The organism is Pseudomonas sp. P108 (genome assembly GCF_032613195.1).
GTDB lineage: Bacteria > Pseudomonadota > Gammaproteobacteria > Pseudomonadales > Pseudomonadaceae > Aquipseudomonas.
Genome location: NZ_CP126691.1, coordinates 69,367 through 85,073 on the forward strand (window position 1 = coordinate 69,367; position 15,707 = coordinate 85,073).

Sequence of the window (15,707 nt, forward strand, 5' to 3'; positions counted from 1 at the left end):
GGCGGGTCCGGCGCTAGAATAGCGGGACCGTTGACGACAAAGGGACAAGGTTATCATGCGTACGTTAAATCGCTTGCTGCTGGTCGGTCTGATTGCTGCCTCACCGTTGGCCGCGATGGCGGCGGATGATGCGCCGTCGGGAGATCCTGAAGTCACCATTCGCACGGAAGGCGACAAGACGATTCAGGAGTACCGTCAAAACGGGTTCCTGTACGCGATCAAAGTCACGCCGAAGGGCGCGCCACCCTACTTTCTGGTGCGTGCAGACGGGACGGATGCAAACTTCATCCGCTCGGATCAGCCGGATATGCTGATTCCGTCGTGGAAGATTTTCGAATGGAAGTAGATTTTTAATTCACCCGGCGCCGCCATTGGCGGCGCCCGTACTGGCAGTTAAAACATGTCTGTGTTCACTCCCCTGGCTCGGCCCGAGCTGGAAACCTTTCTCGCCCCTTACGGGCTTGGCCGTCTGCTTGATTTCCAGGGGATCGCCGCCGGCAGCGAAAACACCAACTTCTTTATCAGCCTGGAGCAGGGCGAGTTCGTTCTGACCCTGGTCGAGCGTGGCCCGGTGCAGGAGATGCCGTTCTTCATCGACCTGCTCGATGTGCTCCACGAAGCCGACTTGCCGGTGCCGTATGCACTGCGCACCACTGACGGTGTGGCGCTGCGTGAGCTGAAGGGCAAACCGGCACTGCTGCAACCGCGCCTCTCTGGCAAGCACATCAAAGTTGCCAATGCCCAGCATTGCGCGCAGGTCGGCGAGTTGCAGGCGCATCTGCACCTGGCGACCCAGGGCGAGCGCATGATCAAGCGCAAGACCGATCGCGGCCTGGACTGGATGCTGGAAGAGGGCACGGAGTTTCTTTCGCACCTGAGCGATGAGCCGCGTGCGCTGCTGCAAAAGGCGCTGGATGAAATCACCGAGCGCAAAGAGAAGATCCTCGCGCTGCCCCGGGCGAACATCCACGCCGACCTGTTTCGCGATAACGCGATGTTTGAAGGCACGCACCTGACCGGGCTGATCGACTTCTACAACGCCTGCTCGGGGCCGATGCTCTATGACGTGGCGATTGCCTTGAATGACTGGTGTTCGGACGAGGACGGTTTGATTGATGGCCCGCGTGCTCGCGCATTCCTTGGCGCTTATGCGGCGCTGCGCCCGTTTACGGCGGCGGAAGCTGAGTTGTGGCCGACCATGCTGCGTGTGGCCTGTGTGCGATTCTGGCTGTCGCGGTTGATCGCGGCGGAGCAGTTCGCCGGGCAGGACGTGTTGATTCACGATCCGCGGGAGTTTGAGCAGCGCTTGGCGCAGCGGCAGCAGGTCAGTACACCGTTGTCTTTCGCCCTTTAAAAGCTTCGCGAGCAGGCTCGCTCCCACAGGATTTCGGTGATCCTGTGGGAGCGAGCCTGCTCGCGAATGGGGGCAACACCGATGCCGGGGGTTACAGAGATTCCAGGCACCCGGCCAAATCGTTACCCAGCTTCTCCAATACCTGCTCATAGCCCTGAGCCGTCGCCGGGGTGTACCCGCCCAACGCATCCAGTTCTGCCAGCTTCACCGGCAGACCGGCCACCAAAGTCTCGGCCAGACGCGGACGCAATGGCGGCTCACTGAACACACACGTCTTGCCCACTTCCTGCAATCGCTTGCGCATCGCCGCAACATGCTGCGCACCGGGCTGCACTTCGGCGGCCACGCTGAACACACCGGCATGCTTCAGGCCATAAGCCTCTTCAAAGTAATCAAACGCTTCGTGGAAGACGAAGTAGGGCTTGCCTTCAACACTGGCCAGACGCTTCTTCAAACGCTGATCCAGTGCGTCCAGACGTTCGTCAAACGCCTTGGCGTTCTTCTGATAGCGCTCGGCATTAGCCGGATCTGCGGTGCTCAAGTCAGCGGCCATCTTGTCGGCAATCACCCGCGCATTCACCGGCGATAGCCACAAATGCGCATCCAGCGTGCCCGGACGATGATCGTGATCATGCTCGTCGGCGTCTTCGGCGTGGGAATGGCTGTCCTCAGCAAAACGCCGCAATTTCATCCCCGGCAAATCCTGCACCGCGACGCTCGGCAGCGTCCGACCATTCAGCACGCGTGGCAGAAAGCCTTCCATGTCCGGGCCGATCCAGTACAGCAGATCGACCGACTGCACCTTCCGTACGTCGGATGGCCGCAACGCGTAATTGTGCGGCGAGGCACCCGGCGGCAGCAGCACTTCGGGAATCGCCACGCCGTCCTGCACCGCCGCTGCAATCAGCTGCAACGGTTTGATGCTGGTGAGGACTTTGACCTCGGCCTGAGCCGAACCGATCAGCAGAAAACTGGCGACAAAAGCCACAAAAACAGAAAAAAGTCGGGACACGATGACCACTCAAGGAGGCGAGAACGGGTAACATAATAACGTCTCTATCAAAACTCGTCGCCGCCCATGCCTATTACACCGATTGCCAGCCGTCCCCACGACCACTCTCATTGCGTGCACAGCGCTTTGTCCGAGGCCGATACCTTGTGCGCCCAGAAAGGCTTGCGCCTGACCGCGTTGCGCCGCCGGGTGCTGGAACTGGTGTGGCAGAGTCACAAGCCGCTGGGCGCCTACGACATTCTCGCTGTACTCAGCGAGCAGGACGGCCGCCGCGCCGCGCCGCCAACCGTGTACCGCGCGCTGGATTTCCTTTTGGAAAACGGCCTGGTGCACCGCATCTCTTCGCTGAACGCCTTCGTCGGCTGCGTCCATCCGGAGCACGCGCATCAGGGCCAGTTCCTGATCTGCCGCGATTGCCACGCTGCCATCGAGCTTGAGCAAAAAGTGATCAGCGACGCGATCATCAACAGCGCCAAAGACGTCGGTTTCATCGTCGAAGCGCAGACCGTCGAAGTCGTCGGCCTGTGCTCCGGTTGCCAGGGGGCTTGATGAGCAACGCGCTGATCCGTCTGGAGCAGGTCGCCGTCACATTTGCCGGGCAGGCTGTGCTGGACAATATCGAGCTGAGCGTCGAACCGGGGCAGATCGTCACCCTGATCGGCCCCAATGGCGCCGGCAAGACCACGCTGGTGCGCGCCGTGCTGGGCCTGTTGAAACCGGACAGCGGCAGCGTCTGGCGCAAACCGAAACTGCGCGTCGGTTACATGCCGCAAAAACTCCACGTCGATCCGACTCTTCCGCTGTCGGTGCTGCGTTTTCTGCGGCTGGTGCCGGGCGTTGATCGTCCGCGTGCGCTGGCCGCGCTGAAAGAGGTCGGCGCTGAACACGTCATCGACAGCCCTGTGCAAAGCGTTTCCGGCGGTGAAATGCAGCGTGTGCTGCTGGCGCGGGCACTGCTGCGCGAACCGGAATTGCTGGTGCTCGACGAGCCGGTGCAAGGCGTCGACGTCGCCGGGCAGGCCGAGCTGTACAGCCTGATCACTCGTCTGCGCGACCGCCACGGCTGCGGCGTGTTGATGGTGTCCCACGATTTGCATCTGGTGATGAGCACCACCGACCAAGTGGTCTGCCTCAACCGTCACGTCTGCTGCTCCGGGCATCCCGAGCAGGTCAGCGGCGATCCGGCGTTTGTCGAGCTGTTCGGCAAGAACGCGCAGAGCCTGGCGGTCTATCACCACCATCACGACCACGCTCACGACCTGCACGGTTCGGTGGTCAAAGGGCCGGTTATTGGCCAACCTCACGTTCACGGAGACAACTGCAAGCATGGCTGATTTTCTGTTGTATGCCCTGCTTGCAGGTCTGGCGTTGGCGATCGTTGCAGGTCCGTTGGGTTCGTTCGTGGTCTGGCGGCGCATGGCCTATTTCGGCGATACCTTGTCCCACGCCGCATTGCTCGGCGTGGCGCTGGGCTTTTTGCTGGATGTCAGCCCGACCGTTGCAGTCACCGTAGGCTGCTTGCTGCTGGCGGTGCTTTTGGTGACCTTGCAACAGCGCCAACCGCTGGCGTCTGACACGCTGTTGGGAATTCTCGCACCGAGCACGCTCTCTCTCGGCCTGGTGGTACTAAGCTTCATGCATGAAGTGCGGATCGACCTGATGGCCTATCTGTTCGGCGACCTGCTGGCGATCAGCCCGACCGATCTGGCGTGGATCCTCGGCGGCAGCGCGGCGGTGCTGGTGTTGCTGGTGACGCTTTGGCGGCCATTGCTGGCGATTACCGTGCACGAAGAGCTGGCCAAGGTCGAAGGCCTGCCGGTCGCAGGTCTGCGCATGGCGCTGATGTTGTTGATTGCGGTAGTCATCGCGGTGGCGATGAAAATCGTCGGTGTGTTGCTGATTACCTCGCTGTTGATCATCCCGGCGGCTGCGGCACAGCGTCACGCCCGCTCGCCGGAGCAGATGGCCCTGGGCGCGAGCCTGCTGGGCATGCTCGCCGTGTGTGGCGGGCTGGCGCTGTCGTGGTTCAAGGACACCCCGGCGGGGCCGTCAATCGTTGTGACGGCGGCCGCACTGTTTCTGTTGAGTTTTGTTCTGCCCCGTCGTGGGGTGTAGACTTGGCCGCTTTTTGCGCAAATAGAGAGTCGCAGGAATGAAGCCGTTCGCCTCCCGTTATCTGCTCCTTGTCGCATTTTCAGTGCTACTGGGCGCCTGCCAAAGCACGCCGCCGGTGGCCGAAGTCCCCGATGCGCGGGCTACGGCCATCGCACAGCTGGAGCAAAGCCTGGCCAGCAGCGAACTGGCCACTGCCGAAGACCAATTGGCGGCTTTGCAGAAAGACACCCCCAACGATCAATCCCTTGAGCAATACCAGCGGCAATTGGCCGAGGCGTATCTGCGTCGCAGCCAGATCGTGCTGCAGAAGGGCGATGTGAATGCCGCCGCCACAGCGCTGAGCCGTGCTCGCGCGTTGATGCCGAAAGCGCCGGCGCTGACCGGTGGCGTGAATGGCGCCATCACCGAAGCGCGCAAGGCTGAGCTGGAAAAAGCTGAAGCGGCACTGTTGGCAGCCGAAGCCAAGCCGAAAGCCAAGGTGATCGATCCGACCGCCGAGAGCACCACGGTGGCGCTGAATATCACCGATAGCCGCAAACTTCGCCGGCAACTGGATGCGATCGCCGCTGATGTGGTGAATTACGAGTGTGGGGTGACCATTCAGGCACCACGCACCAATGACTATCCTTGGTTGGCGACGTTGCTGACCAAGCGGGTCAAGAAATTGAATCCGGATTTTGATCTGAAGATTGTGAAGCAGACCGTGCGCACCGTGCCTGCGCAGATGGTTCTGAGCCCGCGCAAACCCTAAAAAGCTTCGCGAGCAGGCTCGCTCCCACAGGGATCTCCAGTGAACACAAAATTCGTGTTTATAGGAGAACCCTTGTGGGAGCGAGCCTGCTCGCGAAAGCGTCCTTTCAGCCAACGAAGATTTTAAGCTGGAATGGCCTTCGCCTTAGGCTCGCGATCCCAAACCCGATGCTGTCCGATCGCAGCAAAGAATGGCTTCGTCAGCGCGCCAACATCCTTGCCTTGTAACAACCCGGCATCCGCTTCCAGTTTCAGCAGATCCTGCAATTGCTTGGCATCGCCGTGCAACGCAATCGCCTTCAAGTGCTTGTACGCCTCCAGCAGGTAATGCAACGCCACGCCGTCGCCGCTCAGCGCCTTCACCGACGCCGCGCCACCCGGCACAAACACCGCATCGAAGATTACTGATGGCATGCCTTCCATCGAAGCATCCACTGGCAACATTTTGCCGTCAGTGGTCTTCACCGGCGCTGAAGTTGGTCCGAGCAACTTGGCATGCGCACCCTCAGCGGCCAATGCCTTCTTCATTGCATCTATCGCCGCACCATCGACGCCGTTGGCAGCAAGAATCGCCACTTTTCGGGTTTTGATGTTTTCTGGCAGCAAATTGGCCTGACTCAATGACGGCGAGTGATCAAACGACACCTTGCGCACATCCACCGTACCTTTGCTCGGCGCTGGCAGACCCAGATTAGCCGCCACACGCTTGGCCAGTTGCAGATCGATGTTGGCCAGAATCTCGTTCACTTCCCGCGCACGGATGAACTCGCGCTCAACCTTGCCCAGCTCGAAGCTGTAAGCGGCAATGATGTGCTCCTTCTCGTGATCGCTCATGCTGTTGAAGAATAGCGTCGCCTGGGAGAAGTGATCGCTGAACGACTCGCTGCGCTGGCGGATCTTGTTGGCATCGATGCGCTCTGGATAACTTTCGAAACCACCGTCCTGCGCGGCCGGCGGCGTTTCTTTCGGCCAGCCGCCATCAATCGAGTTCGGCTCGTAAGACGCGCGGCCCTTGTCGATCACCGTGCGGTGCTGCGCATCGCGCTGGCCGTTGTGGAACGGCGCCACCGGGCGGTTGATTGGCAGCTCATGAAAGTTCGGCCCACCGAGTCGGCTGATTTGCGTATCGGTGTAGGAAAACAGTCGGCCCTGCAGCAGCGGGTCATTGGAGAAGTCGATGCCCGGCACGATGTGGCCAGGGCAGAACGCGACTTGCTCGGTCTCGGCGAAGAAGTTGTCCGGGTTGCGGTTCAGCGTCATCTTGCCCAGCGGCGTGATCGGCACGATCTCTTCGGGGATCAGCTTGGTCGGGTCGAGGATGTCGAAATCGAAGTCGTGCTCGTTTTCCTCCTCGATGATCTGCACGCCGAGTTCCCATTCCGGGTAATCGCCCATTTCGATCGCTTCCCAGAGGTCGCGACGGTGGTAGTCGGTGTCTTTACCGGCGAGCTTCTGCGCCTCGTCCCAGACCAGCGAGCACGTGCCGGCGGTAGGGCGCCAGTGGAATTTGACGAAGCGCGATTTGCCTTCGGCGTTGATCAGCCGGAAGGTGTGCACACCGAAGCCCTGCATGCTGCGCAGGCTTTTCGGAATCGCCCGGTCAGACATCGCCCAGATGACCATGTGCGCCGATTCCGGCACCAGCGAGACGAAATCCCAGAAGGTATCGTGGGCTGAGCCACCGGTGGGGATTTCATTGTGCGGCTCGGGCTTCACCGCGTGGACGAAGTCGGGAAACTTGATCGCGTCCTGAATGAAAAACACCGGCATGTTGTTGCCGACCAGGTCAAAGTTGCCTTCATCGGTAAAGAACTTCACCGCGAAACCGCGCACGTCACGCACGGTATCGCCGGAACCACGCGGGCCCTGCACCGTGGAAAAGCGCACGAATACCGGGGTCTTTTTCCCCGGATCCTGTAGGAAACCGGCCTTGGTCAGCGTCGAATGGTTCTCGTAGGTCTGAAAGAAACCATGCGCGCCGGTGCCGCGTGCGTGGACGATGCGTTCCGGAATGCGCTCATGGTCAAAATGCGTGATCTTTTCCCGCATGATGAAGTCTTCAAGCAACGACGGCCCGCGCGGGCCGGCCTTGAGCGTGTTTTGGTTGTCGGCGATCTTCACGCCCTGGTTGGTGCGCAGGGCCTGGCCGGTGGCGTCGGAGCGAAACTTTTCCAGGCTGTCGAGTTTGGCGTTGGTGTTGGCGCGATCCGGGGTATCGGTTCCGGCCATCTGGCTTTTATCGGTCGTAGGCTTCTTGCTCATCAGTCGTAAACTCCTCGGTTGACCCCGATGCTGGCCGGGGACTCTTGAGTGGTTCCCGGGCACGGCACCCAGGGTTTTCAAGTCGCTTACTTAGTGACTGATGAGGCGTTGGGGGCGTTCCTTTTTTATGACCTTTGATCTTGTTATTGCCAAATCGAAGGTTAATTGCGAAATAAATGCTAAGAACCTCTATACGGACAGGCTAAAATGCGCGCCCGGCTAACCGCTGATCCTTTTCTAACGCGCCCCACAAGGTTCGCTACGTGATCGAGTTTCAAAACGTCCATAAGACTTACCGCGTCGCCGGTAAGGACATTCCCGCGCTGCACCCGACCAGTCTCGCCATCGAGAACGGGCAGGTGTTCGGCCTCATTGGCCATTCCGGCGCGGGCAAAAGTACCCTGCTGCGGCTGATCAATCGCCTGGAGAACTCCAGCGGCGGCAAGATCATCGTCGACGGCGAAGAAGTCACCGCGCTGGACGCCAACGGCCTGCGCCGTTTCCGTCAGCAAGTCGGGATGATCTTCCAGCACTTCAACCTGCTCGCCTCCAAGACCGTGGCCGACAACGTTGCGTTGCCGCTGACCCTGGCCGGCGAACTGTCGGGCAGCGAGATCGACAAGCGTGTCGCCGAGTTGCTGGCGCGGGTCGGTCTGTCCGACCACGCCAAGAAGTACCCGGCGCAATTGTCCGGCGGCCAGAAGCAGCGCGTCGGCATCGCCCGCGCCCTGGCGACCAAGCCGAAGATTCTGCTGTGCGACGAGGCCACCAGTGCCCTCGACCCGCAGACCACCGCGTCGGTCCTGCAACTGCTGGCCGAGATCAACCGCGAGCTGAAACTGACCATCGTCCTGATCACCCACGAGATGGATGTCATCCGTCGCGTCTGCGATCAAGTGGCGGTGATGGATGCCGGCGTAATCGTCGAGCAAGGTTCGGTGGCCGATGTGTTCCTGCATCCGCAGCACCCGACCACCAAGCGTTTCGTCCAGGAAAGCGAGCAGATCGACGAAAGCGAGCAGCGTGATGACTTCGCGCACGTGCCGGGGCGCATCGTGCGTCTGACCTTCCAGGGCGAAGCGACCTACGCGCCGTTGCTCGGTACCGTCGCCCGGGAAACCGGCGTCGACTACAGCATCCTCGCCGGTCGTATCGACCGCATCAAAGACATTCCGTACGGGCAATTGACCCTCGCCGTCACCGGTGGCGACATGGAAGCGGCCTTCGCCCGCTTCACCGCCGCTGACGTTCACATGGAGGTATTGCGCTAATGGAAGACCTGATCAGTTTCTTCACCAACATCGATTGGTACGAAATCTGGCTGGCCACCGGCGACACCATGCTGATGCTTGGCGGTTCGCTGCTGTTCACCGTGTTGCTCGGCCTGCCGCTGGGCGTGTTGCTGTTCCTCTGCAGCCCGCGTCAGTTGCTGGAAAACCGTGGTCTGTACGCGGTCCTGTCGCTGGCGGTGAACATCCTGCGTTCGTTGCCGTTCATTATTCTGTTGATCGTGATGATCCCGTTCACCGTACTGATCACTGGCACCTCGCTGGGCGTGGCCGGTGCGATCCCGCCGTTGGTCGTCGGTGCCACACCGTTCTTCGCGCGTCTGGTGGAAACCGCCCTGCGTGAAGTCGATCGCGGCATCATCGAAGCGACCCAGTCGATGGGCGCGACCACGCGGCAGATCATCATGAATGCCTTGCTGCCGGAAGCCCGTCCGGGCATCTTCGCGGCGATTACGGTGACGGCGATTACACTGGTGTCCTACACGGCGATGGCCGGTGTGGTCGGCGCCGGTGGACTGGGTGACCTGGCGATCCGTTTCGGTTACCAGCGTTTCCAGACAGACGTGATGATCGTCACCGTGGTGTTGCTGCTGATTCTGGTGCAAGTGCTGCAGATGGTCGGTGATCGACTGGTCGTGCATTTCTCGCGCAAATAAGCAGTTTTGTATTGAACAGATGAGCCGGCCATTCGCTGGCAGGCGCCAGACGGGCGCCTCATAAGGAGTTAGCTGAATGAAAAAACTGATCGCTGCTTTTGCTGCCGTTGCAGCATTCTCGGCCCACGCCGAAACCCTGACCGTTGCCGCCACCCCGGTGCCGCACGCGGAAATCCTCGAGTTCGTGAAGCCGGCCCTGGCCAAGGAAGGCGTGGAGCTGAAGGTCAAGGTCTTTACCGACTACATTCAGCCGAACGTACAGGTCGCGGAAAAGCGTCTGGACGCCAACTTCTTCCAGCACCAGCCGTACCTCGATGAGTTCAACAAGGCCAAGGGCACCAGTCTGGTTGCCGTGACCGGTGTGCACCTGGAGCCGCTGGGCGCCTACTCGAGCAAGCTCAAGGATCTGAAGGATCTGCCAAGCGGCGCCAACGTGGTGATCCCGAACGACGCTACCAACGGTGGCCGTGCGCTGTTGCTGCTGGCCAAGGCTGGCGTGATCACGCTGAAGGATCCGACCAACATCCTGTCGACCGTCAAAGACATCGCGCAGAACCCGAAAGACCTGAAAATCCGCGAACTGGAAGCCGCGACCATCCCGCGCGTGCTGACCCAGGTCGATCTGGCGCTGATCAACACCAACTACGCGCTGGAAGCCAAGCTCGATCCGTCCAAGGATGCGCTGGTGATTGAAGGCAATGATTCGCCGTACGTGAACATCCTCGTGTCCCGCGCGGACAACAAGGACAGCGACGCGATAAAGAAACTCGCTGCTGCGCTGCACAGCCCGGAAGTGAAGCAATTCATCACCGAGAAGTACAAAGGCGCGGTATTGCCGGCGTTCTGATTTAGATTGCTGCAACGAAAAGGGGACGCCATGTGCGTCCCCTTTTTTGTGTCTGGTGTTTGGCTTTGGACCTGCTGTGAAGCCCCTCACCCCAGCCCTCTCCCAGAGGGAGAGGGGGCCGACCGAGGTGTCTGGCGTCATGCATCGACCTGAAAGGTCTTGGCGATTATGGATTCAATGCAGGACGTTCAATTCGGTGTAGCTTCCCAATGTTCCCCGATCAGTCCCCTCTCCCTCTGGGAGAGGGCTAGGGTGAGGGGCTTTTGCCTTTAGGCGATTACTTGCGGTTAAGCATCACCGGCAACTGCGCGACCAGTTTGGCGTTGTTCAGCGGCGCCCGAATAAACCCACGCTGCGTACCATCCGGCCCGATCACCGCGAGATTGCCGCTATGGTCGACGGTGTAATTCGGCTTGCTGGTGTCCGCCGGAATAAACGGAATACTCACCGCATTCGCCACCTTCTGCAGTTCTTCAATCGAAGTCGGTGTCAGGCCAACAAACTGCGGATCAAAGTAACCCAGATACTGCTTCAACTGCTTGGGGTTATCGCGGTTCGGGTCAACGCTGACCAGCACGATCTGCAACTTGTCCACAGCGTCCTTGGGCAGTTCGCTTTTGATCTGGCGCAGCTGTGCGAGGGTGGTCGGGCAGATGTCCGGGCAGAAGGTGTAGCCGAAGAACAACAGACTCCACTTACCTTTGAGCTCATTGATCGCCACCGGTTTGCCGTCCTGATCAGTCATCGTCACGTCCGGCAGATTGCGGCTCTGCGGCAGCAGAATAATGCCGGCGTCGATCAGCGCAGTCGGGTCGCCCTGGCCCTTGCCGCTCAGCACTTTGTTGACGGTCAGGCCGAGGATCAGCGCGATCACGGCGACGAGGATGAAGACGGTTTTCTGGGTTCGAGTCATAGGTTCAACAGTAAGTAGTGGTCTACGAGCAGGGCGATGAACAGCAGAAACAAGTACCAAATAGAGTACTTGAAGGTGTTGATCGCCGCGTGCGGCCGAGTGCCACGGTACAGCACCACGGCCCATTGCAGAAACCTTGCGCCGAGCGCGAGCGCGCAAATCAGGTAGAGCGCGCCGCTCATGTGGATCACGTACGGCAGCAGGCTCACCGCCAGCAGCGCGAAGGTGTACAGCAGAATATGCACTTTGGTGTAGTGCTCGCCGTGGGTGACTGGCAGCATCGGGATGTCAGCCTTGGCGTATTCCTCTTTGCGATGGATCGCCAATGCCCAGAAGTGCGGCGGCGTCCAGGCGAAGATGATCAGCACCAGCAACAACGGTTCGGCGCTGACGTGGCCGGTGGCGGCGGTCCAGCCAAGCAGCGGCGGCGCGGCGCCGGCGAGGCCACCGATGACAATGTTCTGCGGCGTCGCGCGTTTGAGGAAACCGGTGTAGATCACCGCATAACCGAGCAGCGAAGCCAGGGTCAGCCACGCCGTCAGCGGATTGGTGAACGTCAGCAACAAGGCCTGACCGAGCAGCGCCAGCACCAACGCAAAGGTCAGCGCTGCGGCTGGGGAAACCCGGCCTTCAGCCAGCGGCCGTTTGTGCGTGCGCGCCATCACCGCATCGATGCGCCGATCCACCACATGGTTAACCGCCGCCGCGCCGCCGGCACACAGGGCAATCCCCAGATTGCCGAACACCAGCACCGTCCACGGCACCCCGGCGCGAGTCGCGAGGAACATGCCGACCAGCGAGGTGATCAGCATCAGCACCACGACTTTCGGTTTGGTCAGTTCCAGATAATCACGCCAGATCGCCTGATGCGGGCGTTCGCCAATCAGAATCGCCACGGTGTTTCTCCTTTTATGGTGATGGGCGCGGCCGCGTGTTTACGCGGACTCAGACGCCAGCGTGCGAGCACCGGTTGTTTGACCCGAACCAGACTGGTGCGCGCGTGGTAATTGACCAGCACCATGGTCAGCAACAGCGCCGCACCGCCGGCGTTATGCGCGACCGCCACCGGCAGCGGCAGATGGAACAACACGTTGCTGATACCGAGGGTGATTTGCGCGGCGAGGGCAATCAGCACCAGGCCGGCCAGCCGCGTCATACCGACCACTTTCAATTGCCAGGCCAGACCGAGCAAAACCAATGTCACCAGCAGCGCACCAATGCGATGAGTCAGGTGAATCGCCGTGCGCGCATCACTGTCGAGTTGCCCGCCGAGATAATTCGGGCCGATGTGTTGGGTCAGATGAAACCCGTTGGCGAAATCCGCTGGCGGCAACCATTGCCCGTGGCAGGTCGGGAAGTCGATGCAGGCCACCGCCGCGTAGTTGGAACTGACCCAGCCGCCCAGCGCGATCTGGCCAATCACCAGCAACAATCCTGCCGTTGCCCAATACTGCAGACGCTTGGGCACGGTCAGCGCCGGCAGCACGCCGGACAATCGCAACGTCAGCAAAAACAACAGGCTCAGGGTCGCAAAGCCGCCGAGCAAATGCCCGGTGACCACCTGCGGCCAGAGCTTGAGCGTCACCGTCCACATGCCGAACGCGGCTTGCGCAAACACCACCGCCAGCAGAGACAGCGGTAGCTTCAACGGCTGTCCCGGATGACGTCGATTGACCCACGCCCGCCCGGCGAGAATCGAAATGAGCAGGCCAAGGGTGCCAGCGAAATAGCGGTGAATCATCTCGTTCCAGCCCTTGTGCGCCTCCACCGGCGAGTCGGGGTAATGCAGTTCGGCATGGGCCAGTTGCGCTTCGCTTTTCGGCACGCTGATAAAGCCGTAGCAGCCCGGCCAGTCCGGACAGCCGAGGCCGGCGTGGGTCAGGCGCGTATAGGCGCCGAGCAGCACCACAATCAGTGCCAGCAGGGTGGCAAACAGCGCGAGGCGAAATCCAGGTTTGGCCATGACGATGCCCTTATCCGATGTTCGACAGTTTCAGCAGGTGCCGCAGGTCGTTGAGCAGATCCTTGCCTTTCACATTCGGCTCGTAACGCAGCACGAGGTTGCCGTGCGGGTCGATGATCCACAGTTGTGGCGTGGCTTTGTCGCCAGTGGTTTTGCTGAACACACCAGCGTCCAGCGGATAGCGTTGCAGTTGTGGATATTCACGGGTCAGCTTGGCTTCGTAATCGGCGCTCACTGGTTGCCCGACGGCGAGGGCATGGCTGGCGCGGCCGGCCTCGCGACCGAGGCCGATCTGGATCTGCCGCGCCAGATACACCAGTTGCTGGCAGTCCACCGCGCAATCCTTCGGCGCGGTGACCAGCATCTGCCAGCGCTCCTCGTCGGCCTGCACGCCGAGGTCGGCGCGGGTCTGGCCGTTGCCGATCAGCTCACCGTGATAGCTGCGACCTTCCGGCACCCAGAACTGCAACTTGTACATGCCGGTGGCGAGCAGCATCGGGCCGACCACGCCGAGCACAATCAGCAATAACTGAATGCGCCCGCGACGGCGGCTGGCGGCAGGTTTCGCCTCAGACATGCTGGGTGGATTCATGGCCGTTCCCATGGTGTTTCTCCTTTGCGTTGTGCAAGCCCAAATAGACGTAGAGGCCGAGCAGGGCGGTGGCCATGGCGAACCACTGCACGGTGTAACCGAGGTGTTTTTCCGGGCCCATGGCGACCACCGGCCAATCGGCCTCGTAGCTGGCCGGGCCGGGTTCGACGCGTAATTCGTAGGCGAAGCCGTCGCGCTCGAGGGTTTGCCACAGCTTGGCCGGCTCGACAGCGGTGATGGTTTGCGGCCAGGTGCTGCTGACCGGGTCGGCGTGTAGCTGGAAGGTCGCGCCGGGGGCGACGTAGACCCAGGCGTCGATATTCAGCGCATCGGCAGGTGTGGAAAATTGTGGCGGCACGCGGCGATCCGGCCACGGCAACCAGCCGCGATTGACCAGCAGCCACAAACCGCTGCGTTGATCCTGAAACGGTTGCAGTAACTCGACGCCGACCTTGCCGTCACGCTGGCGGTTGTCGAGCAACAGACTGTGCGCGGCATCGAACTGGCCGTGCAGATGCACACGGCGATAGGCCGGATCGGCGCTGCTCAGTAACTCGCTGCTGGCCATCGGTTCGGCGGCGCGGCGTTCGGCGTAACTGGCGAGCAGGGCGGTTTTCTCGGCGCCACGGCTCAATTGCCAGAAACCCAACGACACCAGCAGCGGCAGCAAAAGCGCCACCACCACGGTCGGTATCACGCCCGGGCGAAAATGCTTCATGGCTGCGCCACAAAGTCAGTCGTTGCGATCGCTATACTCAACTGCATCGCCTGTCCCCCGGAGTTCTTCCCATGCTCAAAACAGCGATCGTCCTGATGCTGATTGCCACGGTGATCAGCCTGTTCAGCGGCCTGTTTTTCCTGGTCAAGGACGACAGCAGCTCGAATCGCCTGGTCATCGCCTTGAGTGTTCGGGTGGCATTGGCCGCAGTCACCGTCGGCTTGATCGCCTGGGGCTTTTACAGCGGCCAACTGGTGTCCCACGTTACGTGGTAGCTACGAGCTTTTAGCCTCTAGCTGCAAGCTTGAAACTTGCGGCTTGCAGCTGTTGTTAAAGTACGTAAACGAAGATAAAGAGGCCGATCCACACCACGTCGACGAAGTGCCAATACCAGCTCGCCGCTTCGAAGCCGAACTGGTGCTCGTTGTCGAAATGGCCCCTCATGATGCGCATCAGCATCACAAACAGAATGATCGTGCCGATGGTCACGTGGGCGCCGTGGAATCCGGTGAGCATGAAGAACGTCGCGCCATAAATGCCCGAACCGAGGGTCAGGCCCAGCTCGTGATAGGCGTGAATGTATTCCTCAGCCTGGAAACCGAGAAACGCGCAACCCAGCAGCACGGTGATCGCCAGCCAGATTTTCAGCGCGCCGCGATGGCCCTTCTTCAAGGCGTGGTGGGCGATGGTGATGGTCACACTGGAGCTGACCAGCAGGATCGTGTTGATCAGCGGCAGGCCCCACGGGCTGATGATGTCCTTGGGCGGCGGGAACAGTTTCGGGTCTGGCGTGTGCAGCAGCGGCCAGGTGAACTGGAAGTTCGGCCAGAGCATGTGCGCGATGCCTTTCGGGCCTTCGCCGCCAAGCGCCGGGCCGGAAATGTGTCGTACGTAAAACAGCGCGCCGAAGAAGGCGATGAAGAACATCACCTCGGAGAAGATGAACCAACTCATGCCCCAGCGGAACGAGCGATCCAGCTGCGCGCTGTAGAGTCCTGCGCGGCTTTCCTTGATCACCGTGCCGAACCAGCCGAACAGCATGTACGCCACCAGCAGGCCGCCGATGAAAAAGATCAGCGGGCCGTGGGATTCCGGGCGCGCGGCCTTCAGATCGTTGAACCAGGTGGCCAGGCCGTACACGGTGACGAGCATCCCGACCGTGGCAATGATCGGCCATTTGCTCTGGGCCGGAACGAAATAATGCTCATGAGTTGCCATTTATTGTTCTCCTTATCG

Annotated in this window: 18 protein-coding genes; 10 read left to right on the forward strand and 8 right to left on the reverse strand. The window is 60.7% G+C overall.

Annotated elements, in window-relative coordinates; translation table 11 throughout:
• Positions 1-55 precede the first annotated feature (55 nt).
• Together QOM10_RS00315 and QOM10_RS00320 are read left to right on the forward strand one after the other, a co-directional pair.
• A complete protein-coding gene (locus QOM10_RS00315) occupies positions 56-346 on the forward strand; it encodes a DUF2782 domain-containing protein (RefSeq protein ID WP_064389732.1) in 291 nt (96 codons plus the stop codon).
• 54 nt (positions 347-400) lie between these two features.
• Positions 401-1,354, forward strand: coding sequence for a homoserine kinase (locus tag QOM10_RS00320; protein WP_316917384.1), 954 nt, complete (start codon positions 401-403; stop codon positions 1,352-1,354).
• Between the two features lie 91 nt (positions 1,355-1,445).
• Here QOM10_RS00320 and QOM10_RS00325 read toward each other — a convergent pair whose 3' ends face one another.
• Positions 1,446-2,366 carry a zinc ABC transporter substrate-binding protein gene (locus QOM10_RS00325; protein ID WP_127925312.1) on the reverse strand — a complete coding sequence of 307 codons (921 nt, stop codon included), beginning with the start codon at positions 2,364-2,366 and terminating at the stop codon, positions 1,446-1,448.
• 66 nt (positions 2,367-2,432) lie between these two features.
• On the opposite strand from QOM10_RS00325, the gene QOM10_RS00330 reads away from it, so the two are divergent.
• From QOM10_RS00330 to QOM10_RS00345, 4 genes are read left to right on the forward strand one after another with little or no spacing between them, the layout of a single operon-like run.
• Complete coding sequence (locus QOM10_RS00330) at positions 2,433-2,915, forward strand: Fur family transcriptional regulator (RefSeq protein WP_007911760.1); 483 nt, start codon at positions 2,433-2,435, stop codon at positions 2,913-2,915.
• A complete protein-coding gene (gene znuC, locus QOM10_RS00335) occupies positions 2,915-3,700 on the forward strand; it encodes a zinc ABC transporter ATP-binding protein ZnuC (protein WP_007911759.1) in 786 nt (261 codons plus the stop codon). Before QOM10_RS00330 ends, znuC begins: the two co-directional genes overlap by 1 nt.
• Entirely contained in the window at positions 3,693-4,481 is a 789-nt protein-coding gene (gene znuB / locus QOM10_RS00340) for a zinc ABC transporter permease subunit ZnuB (RefSeq protein WP_007911758.1), read from the forward strand. Before znuC ends, znuB begins: the two co-directional genes overlap by 8 nt.
• A gap of 37 nt (positions 4,482-4,518) precedes the next feature.
• Positions 4,519-5,232 carry a PA5502 family lipoprotein gene (locus QOM10_RS00345; protein ID WP_127925314.1) on the forward strand — a complete coding sequence of 238 codons (714 nt, stop codon included), beginning with the start codon at positions 4,519-4,521 and terminating at the stop codon, positions 5,230-5,232.
• A gap of 122 nt (positions 5,233-5,354) precedes the next feature.
• Here the strand turns inward: QOM10_RS00345 and katE are convergent, their stop codons facing one another.
• Positions 5,355-7,496, reverse strand: a complete 2,142-nt coding sequence (gene katE, locus QOM10_RS00350) for a catalase HPII (protein ID WP_316918408.1) — start codon at positions 7,494-7,496, stop codon at positions 5,355-5,357.
• Positions 7,497-7,756: 260 nt separating this feature from the next.
• On the opposite strand from katE, the gene QOM10_RS00355 reads away from it, so the two are divergent.
• The 3 genes from QOM10_RS00355 to QOM10_RS00365 all read left to right on the forward strand — a co-directional run bounded on the left by QOM10_RS00355 (position 7,757) and on the right by QOM10_RS00365 (position 10,285).
• The gene (locus QOM10_RS00355) at positions 7,757-8,764 is read left to right on the forward strand and encodes a methionine ABC transporter ATP-binding protein (protein ID WP_127925315.1); all 1,008 of its coding nucleotides are present in this window, start codon (positions 7,757-7,759) and stop codon (positions 8,762-8,764) included.
• The gene (locus tag QOM10_RS00360; RefSeq protein WP_127925316.1) at positions 8,764-9,438 is read left to right on the forward strand and encodes a methionine ABC transporter permease; all 675 of its coding nucleotides are present in this window, start codon (positions 8,764-8,766) and stop codon (positions 9,436-9,438) included. Before QOM10_RS00355 ends, QOM10_RS00360 begins: the two co-directional genes overlap by 1 nt.
• A gap of 76 nt (positions 9,439-9,514) precedes the next feature.
• Entirely contained in the window at positions 9,515-10,285 is a 771-nt protein-coding gene (locus QOM10_RS00365) for a MetQ/NlpA family ABC transporter substrate-binding protein (RefSeq protein WP_316917385.1), read from the forward strand.
• A 277-nt stretch (positions 10,286-10,562) separates the two neighbouring features.
• Here QOM10_RS00365 and QOM10_RS00370 read toward each other — a convergent pair whose 3' ends face one another.
• Genes QOM10_RS00370 through QOM10_RS00390 form a run of 5 tightly spaced genes read right to left on the reverse strand, consistent with a single transcriptional unit; the run spans position 10,563 to position 14,471 of the window.
• Complete coding sequence (locus tag QOM10_RS00370) at positions 10,563-11,198, reverse strand: SCO family protein (RefSeq protein ID WP_007911741.1); 636 nt, start codon at positions 11,196-11,198, stop codon at positions 10,563-10,565.
• On the reverse strand, positions 11,195-12,094 hold the full coding sequence (gene cyoE, locus QOM10_RS00375; protein ID WP_160037665.1) for a heme o synthase: 900 nt from the start codon (positions 12,092-12,094) through the stop codon (positions 11,195-11,197). The genes QOM10_RS00370 and cyoE overlap by 4 nt, the downstream gene beginning before the upstream one ends.
• Positions 12,082-13,161 (reverse strand): COX15/CtaA family protein, encoded by a 1,080-nt coding sequence (locus QOM10_RS00380; RefSeq protein WP_316917386.1) that lies wholly within the window; start codon positions 13,159-13,161, stop codon positions 12,082-12,084. Before QOM10_RS00380 ends, cyoE begins: the two co-directional genes overlap by 13 nt.
• Positions 13,162-13,171: 10 nt before the next feature.
• Entirely contained in the window at positions 13,172-13,765 is a 594-nt protein-coding gene (locus QOM10_RS00385; RefSeq protein ID WP_316917387.1) for a hypothetical protein, read from the reverse strand.
• Positions 13,731-14,471 (reverse strand): SURF1 family protein, encoded by a 741-nt coding sequence (locus tag QOM10_RS00390; RefSeq protein ID WP_316917388.1) that lies wholly within the window; start codon positions 14,469-14,471, stop codon positions 13,731-13,733. Before QOM10_RS00390 ends, QOM10_RS00385 begins: the two co-directional genes overlap by 35 nt.
• A gap of 71 nt (positions 14,472-14,542) precedes the next feature.
• Between QOM10_RS00390 and QOM10_RS00395 the strand changes: the two genes are divergently transcribed.
• Positions 14,543-14,746, forward strand: a complete 204-nt coding sequence (locus QOM10_RS00395) for a twin transmembrane helix small protein (RefSeq protein WP_034152251.1) — start codon at positions 14,543-14,545, stop codon at positions 14,744-14,746.
• A 55-nt stretch (positions 14,747-14,801) separates the two neighbouring features.
• On the opposite strand, the gene QOM10_RS00400 is transcribed toward QOM10_RS00395, so the two are convergent.
• Positions 14,802-15,689: a cytochrome c oxidase subunit 3 gene (locus QOM10_RS00400; protein WP_127925323.1), complete on the reverse strand. Its 888-nt coding sequence runs from the start codon at positions 15,687-15,689 to the stop codon at positions 14,802-14,804.
• Positions 15,690-15,707 lie beyond the last annotated feature (18 nt).

What these genes read in the sequence shown, in the direction of transcription:
- QOM10_RS00315 (WP_064389732.1), top strand. Translation starts at nt 56, where the DNA reads ATGCGTACGTTAAATCGCTTGCTGCTGGTCGGTCTGATTGCTGCCTCA.
- QOM10_RS00320 (WP_316917384.1), top strand. Translation starts at nt 401, where the DNA reads ATGTCTGTGTTCACTCCCCTGGCTCGGCCCGAGCTGGAAACCTTTCTC.
- QOM10_RS00330 (WP_007911760.1), top strand. Translation starts at nt 2,433, where the DNA reads ATGCCTATTACACCGATTGCCAGCCGTCCCCACGACCACTCTCATTGC.
- znuC (WP_007911759.1), top strand. Translation starts at nt 2,915, where the DNA reads ATGAGCAACGCGCTGATCCGTCTGGAGCAGGTCGCCGTCACATTTGCC.
- znuB (WP_007911758.1), top strand. Translation starts at nt 3,693, where the DNA reads ATGGCTGATTTTCTGTTGTATGCCCTGCTTGCAGGTCTGGCGTTGGCG.
- QOM10_RS00345 (WP_127925314.1), top strand. Translation starts at nt 4,519, where the DNA reads ATGAAGCCGTTCGCCTCCCGTTATCTGCTCCTTGTCGCATTTTCAGTG.
- QOM10_RS00360 (WP_127925316.1), top strand. Translation starts at nt 8,764, where the DNA reads ATGGAAGACCTGATCAGTTTCTTCACCAACATCGATTGGTACGAAATC.
- QOM10_RS00365 (WP_316917385.1), top strand. Translation starts at nt 9,515, where the DNA reads ATGAAAAAACTGATCGCTGCTTTTGCTGCCGTTGCAGCATTCTCGGCC.
- QOM10_RS00370 (WP_007911741.1), bottom strand. Translation starts at nt 11,198, where the DNA reads ATGACTCGAACCCAGAAAACCGTCTTCATCCTCGTCGCCGTGATCGCG.
- QOM10_RS00380 (WP_316917386.1), bottom strand. Translation starts at nt 13,161, where the DNA reads ATGGCCAAACCTGGATTTCGCCTCGCGCTGTTTGCCACCCTGCTGGCA.
- QOM10_RS00385 (WP_316917387.1), bottom strand. Translation starts at nt 13,765, where the DNA reads ATGGGAACGGCCATGAATCCACCCAGCATGTCTGAGGCGAAACCTGCC.
- QOM10_RS00390 (WP_316917388.1), bottom strand. Translation starts at nt 14,471, where the DNA reads ATGAAGCATTTTCGCCCGGGCGTGATACCGACCGTGGTGGTGGCGCTT.
- QOM10_RS00395 (WP_034152251.1), top strand. Translation starts at nt 14,543, where the DNA reads ATGCTCAAAACAGCGATCGTCCTGATGCTGATTGCCACGGTGATCAGC.
- QOM10_RS00400 (WP_127925323.1), bottom strand. Translation starts at nt 15,689, where the DNA reads ATGGCAACTCATGAGCATTATTTCGTTCCGGCCCAGAGCAAATGGCCG.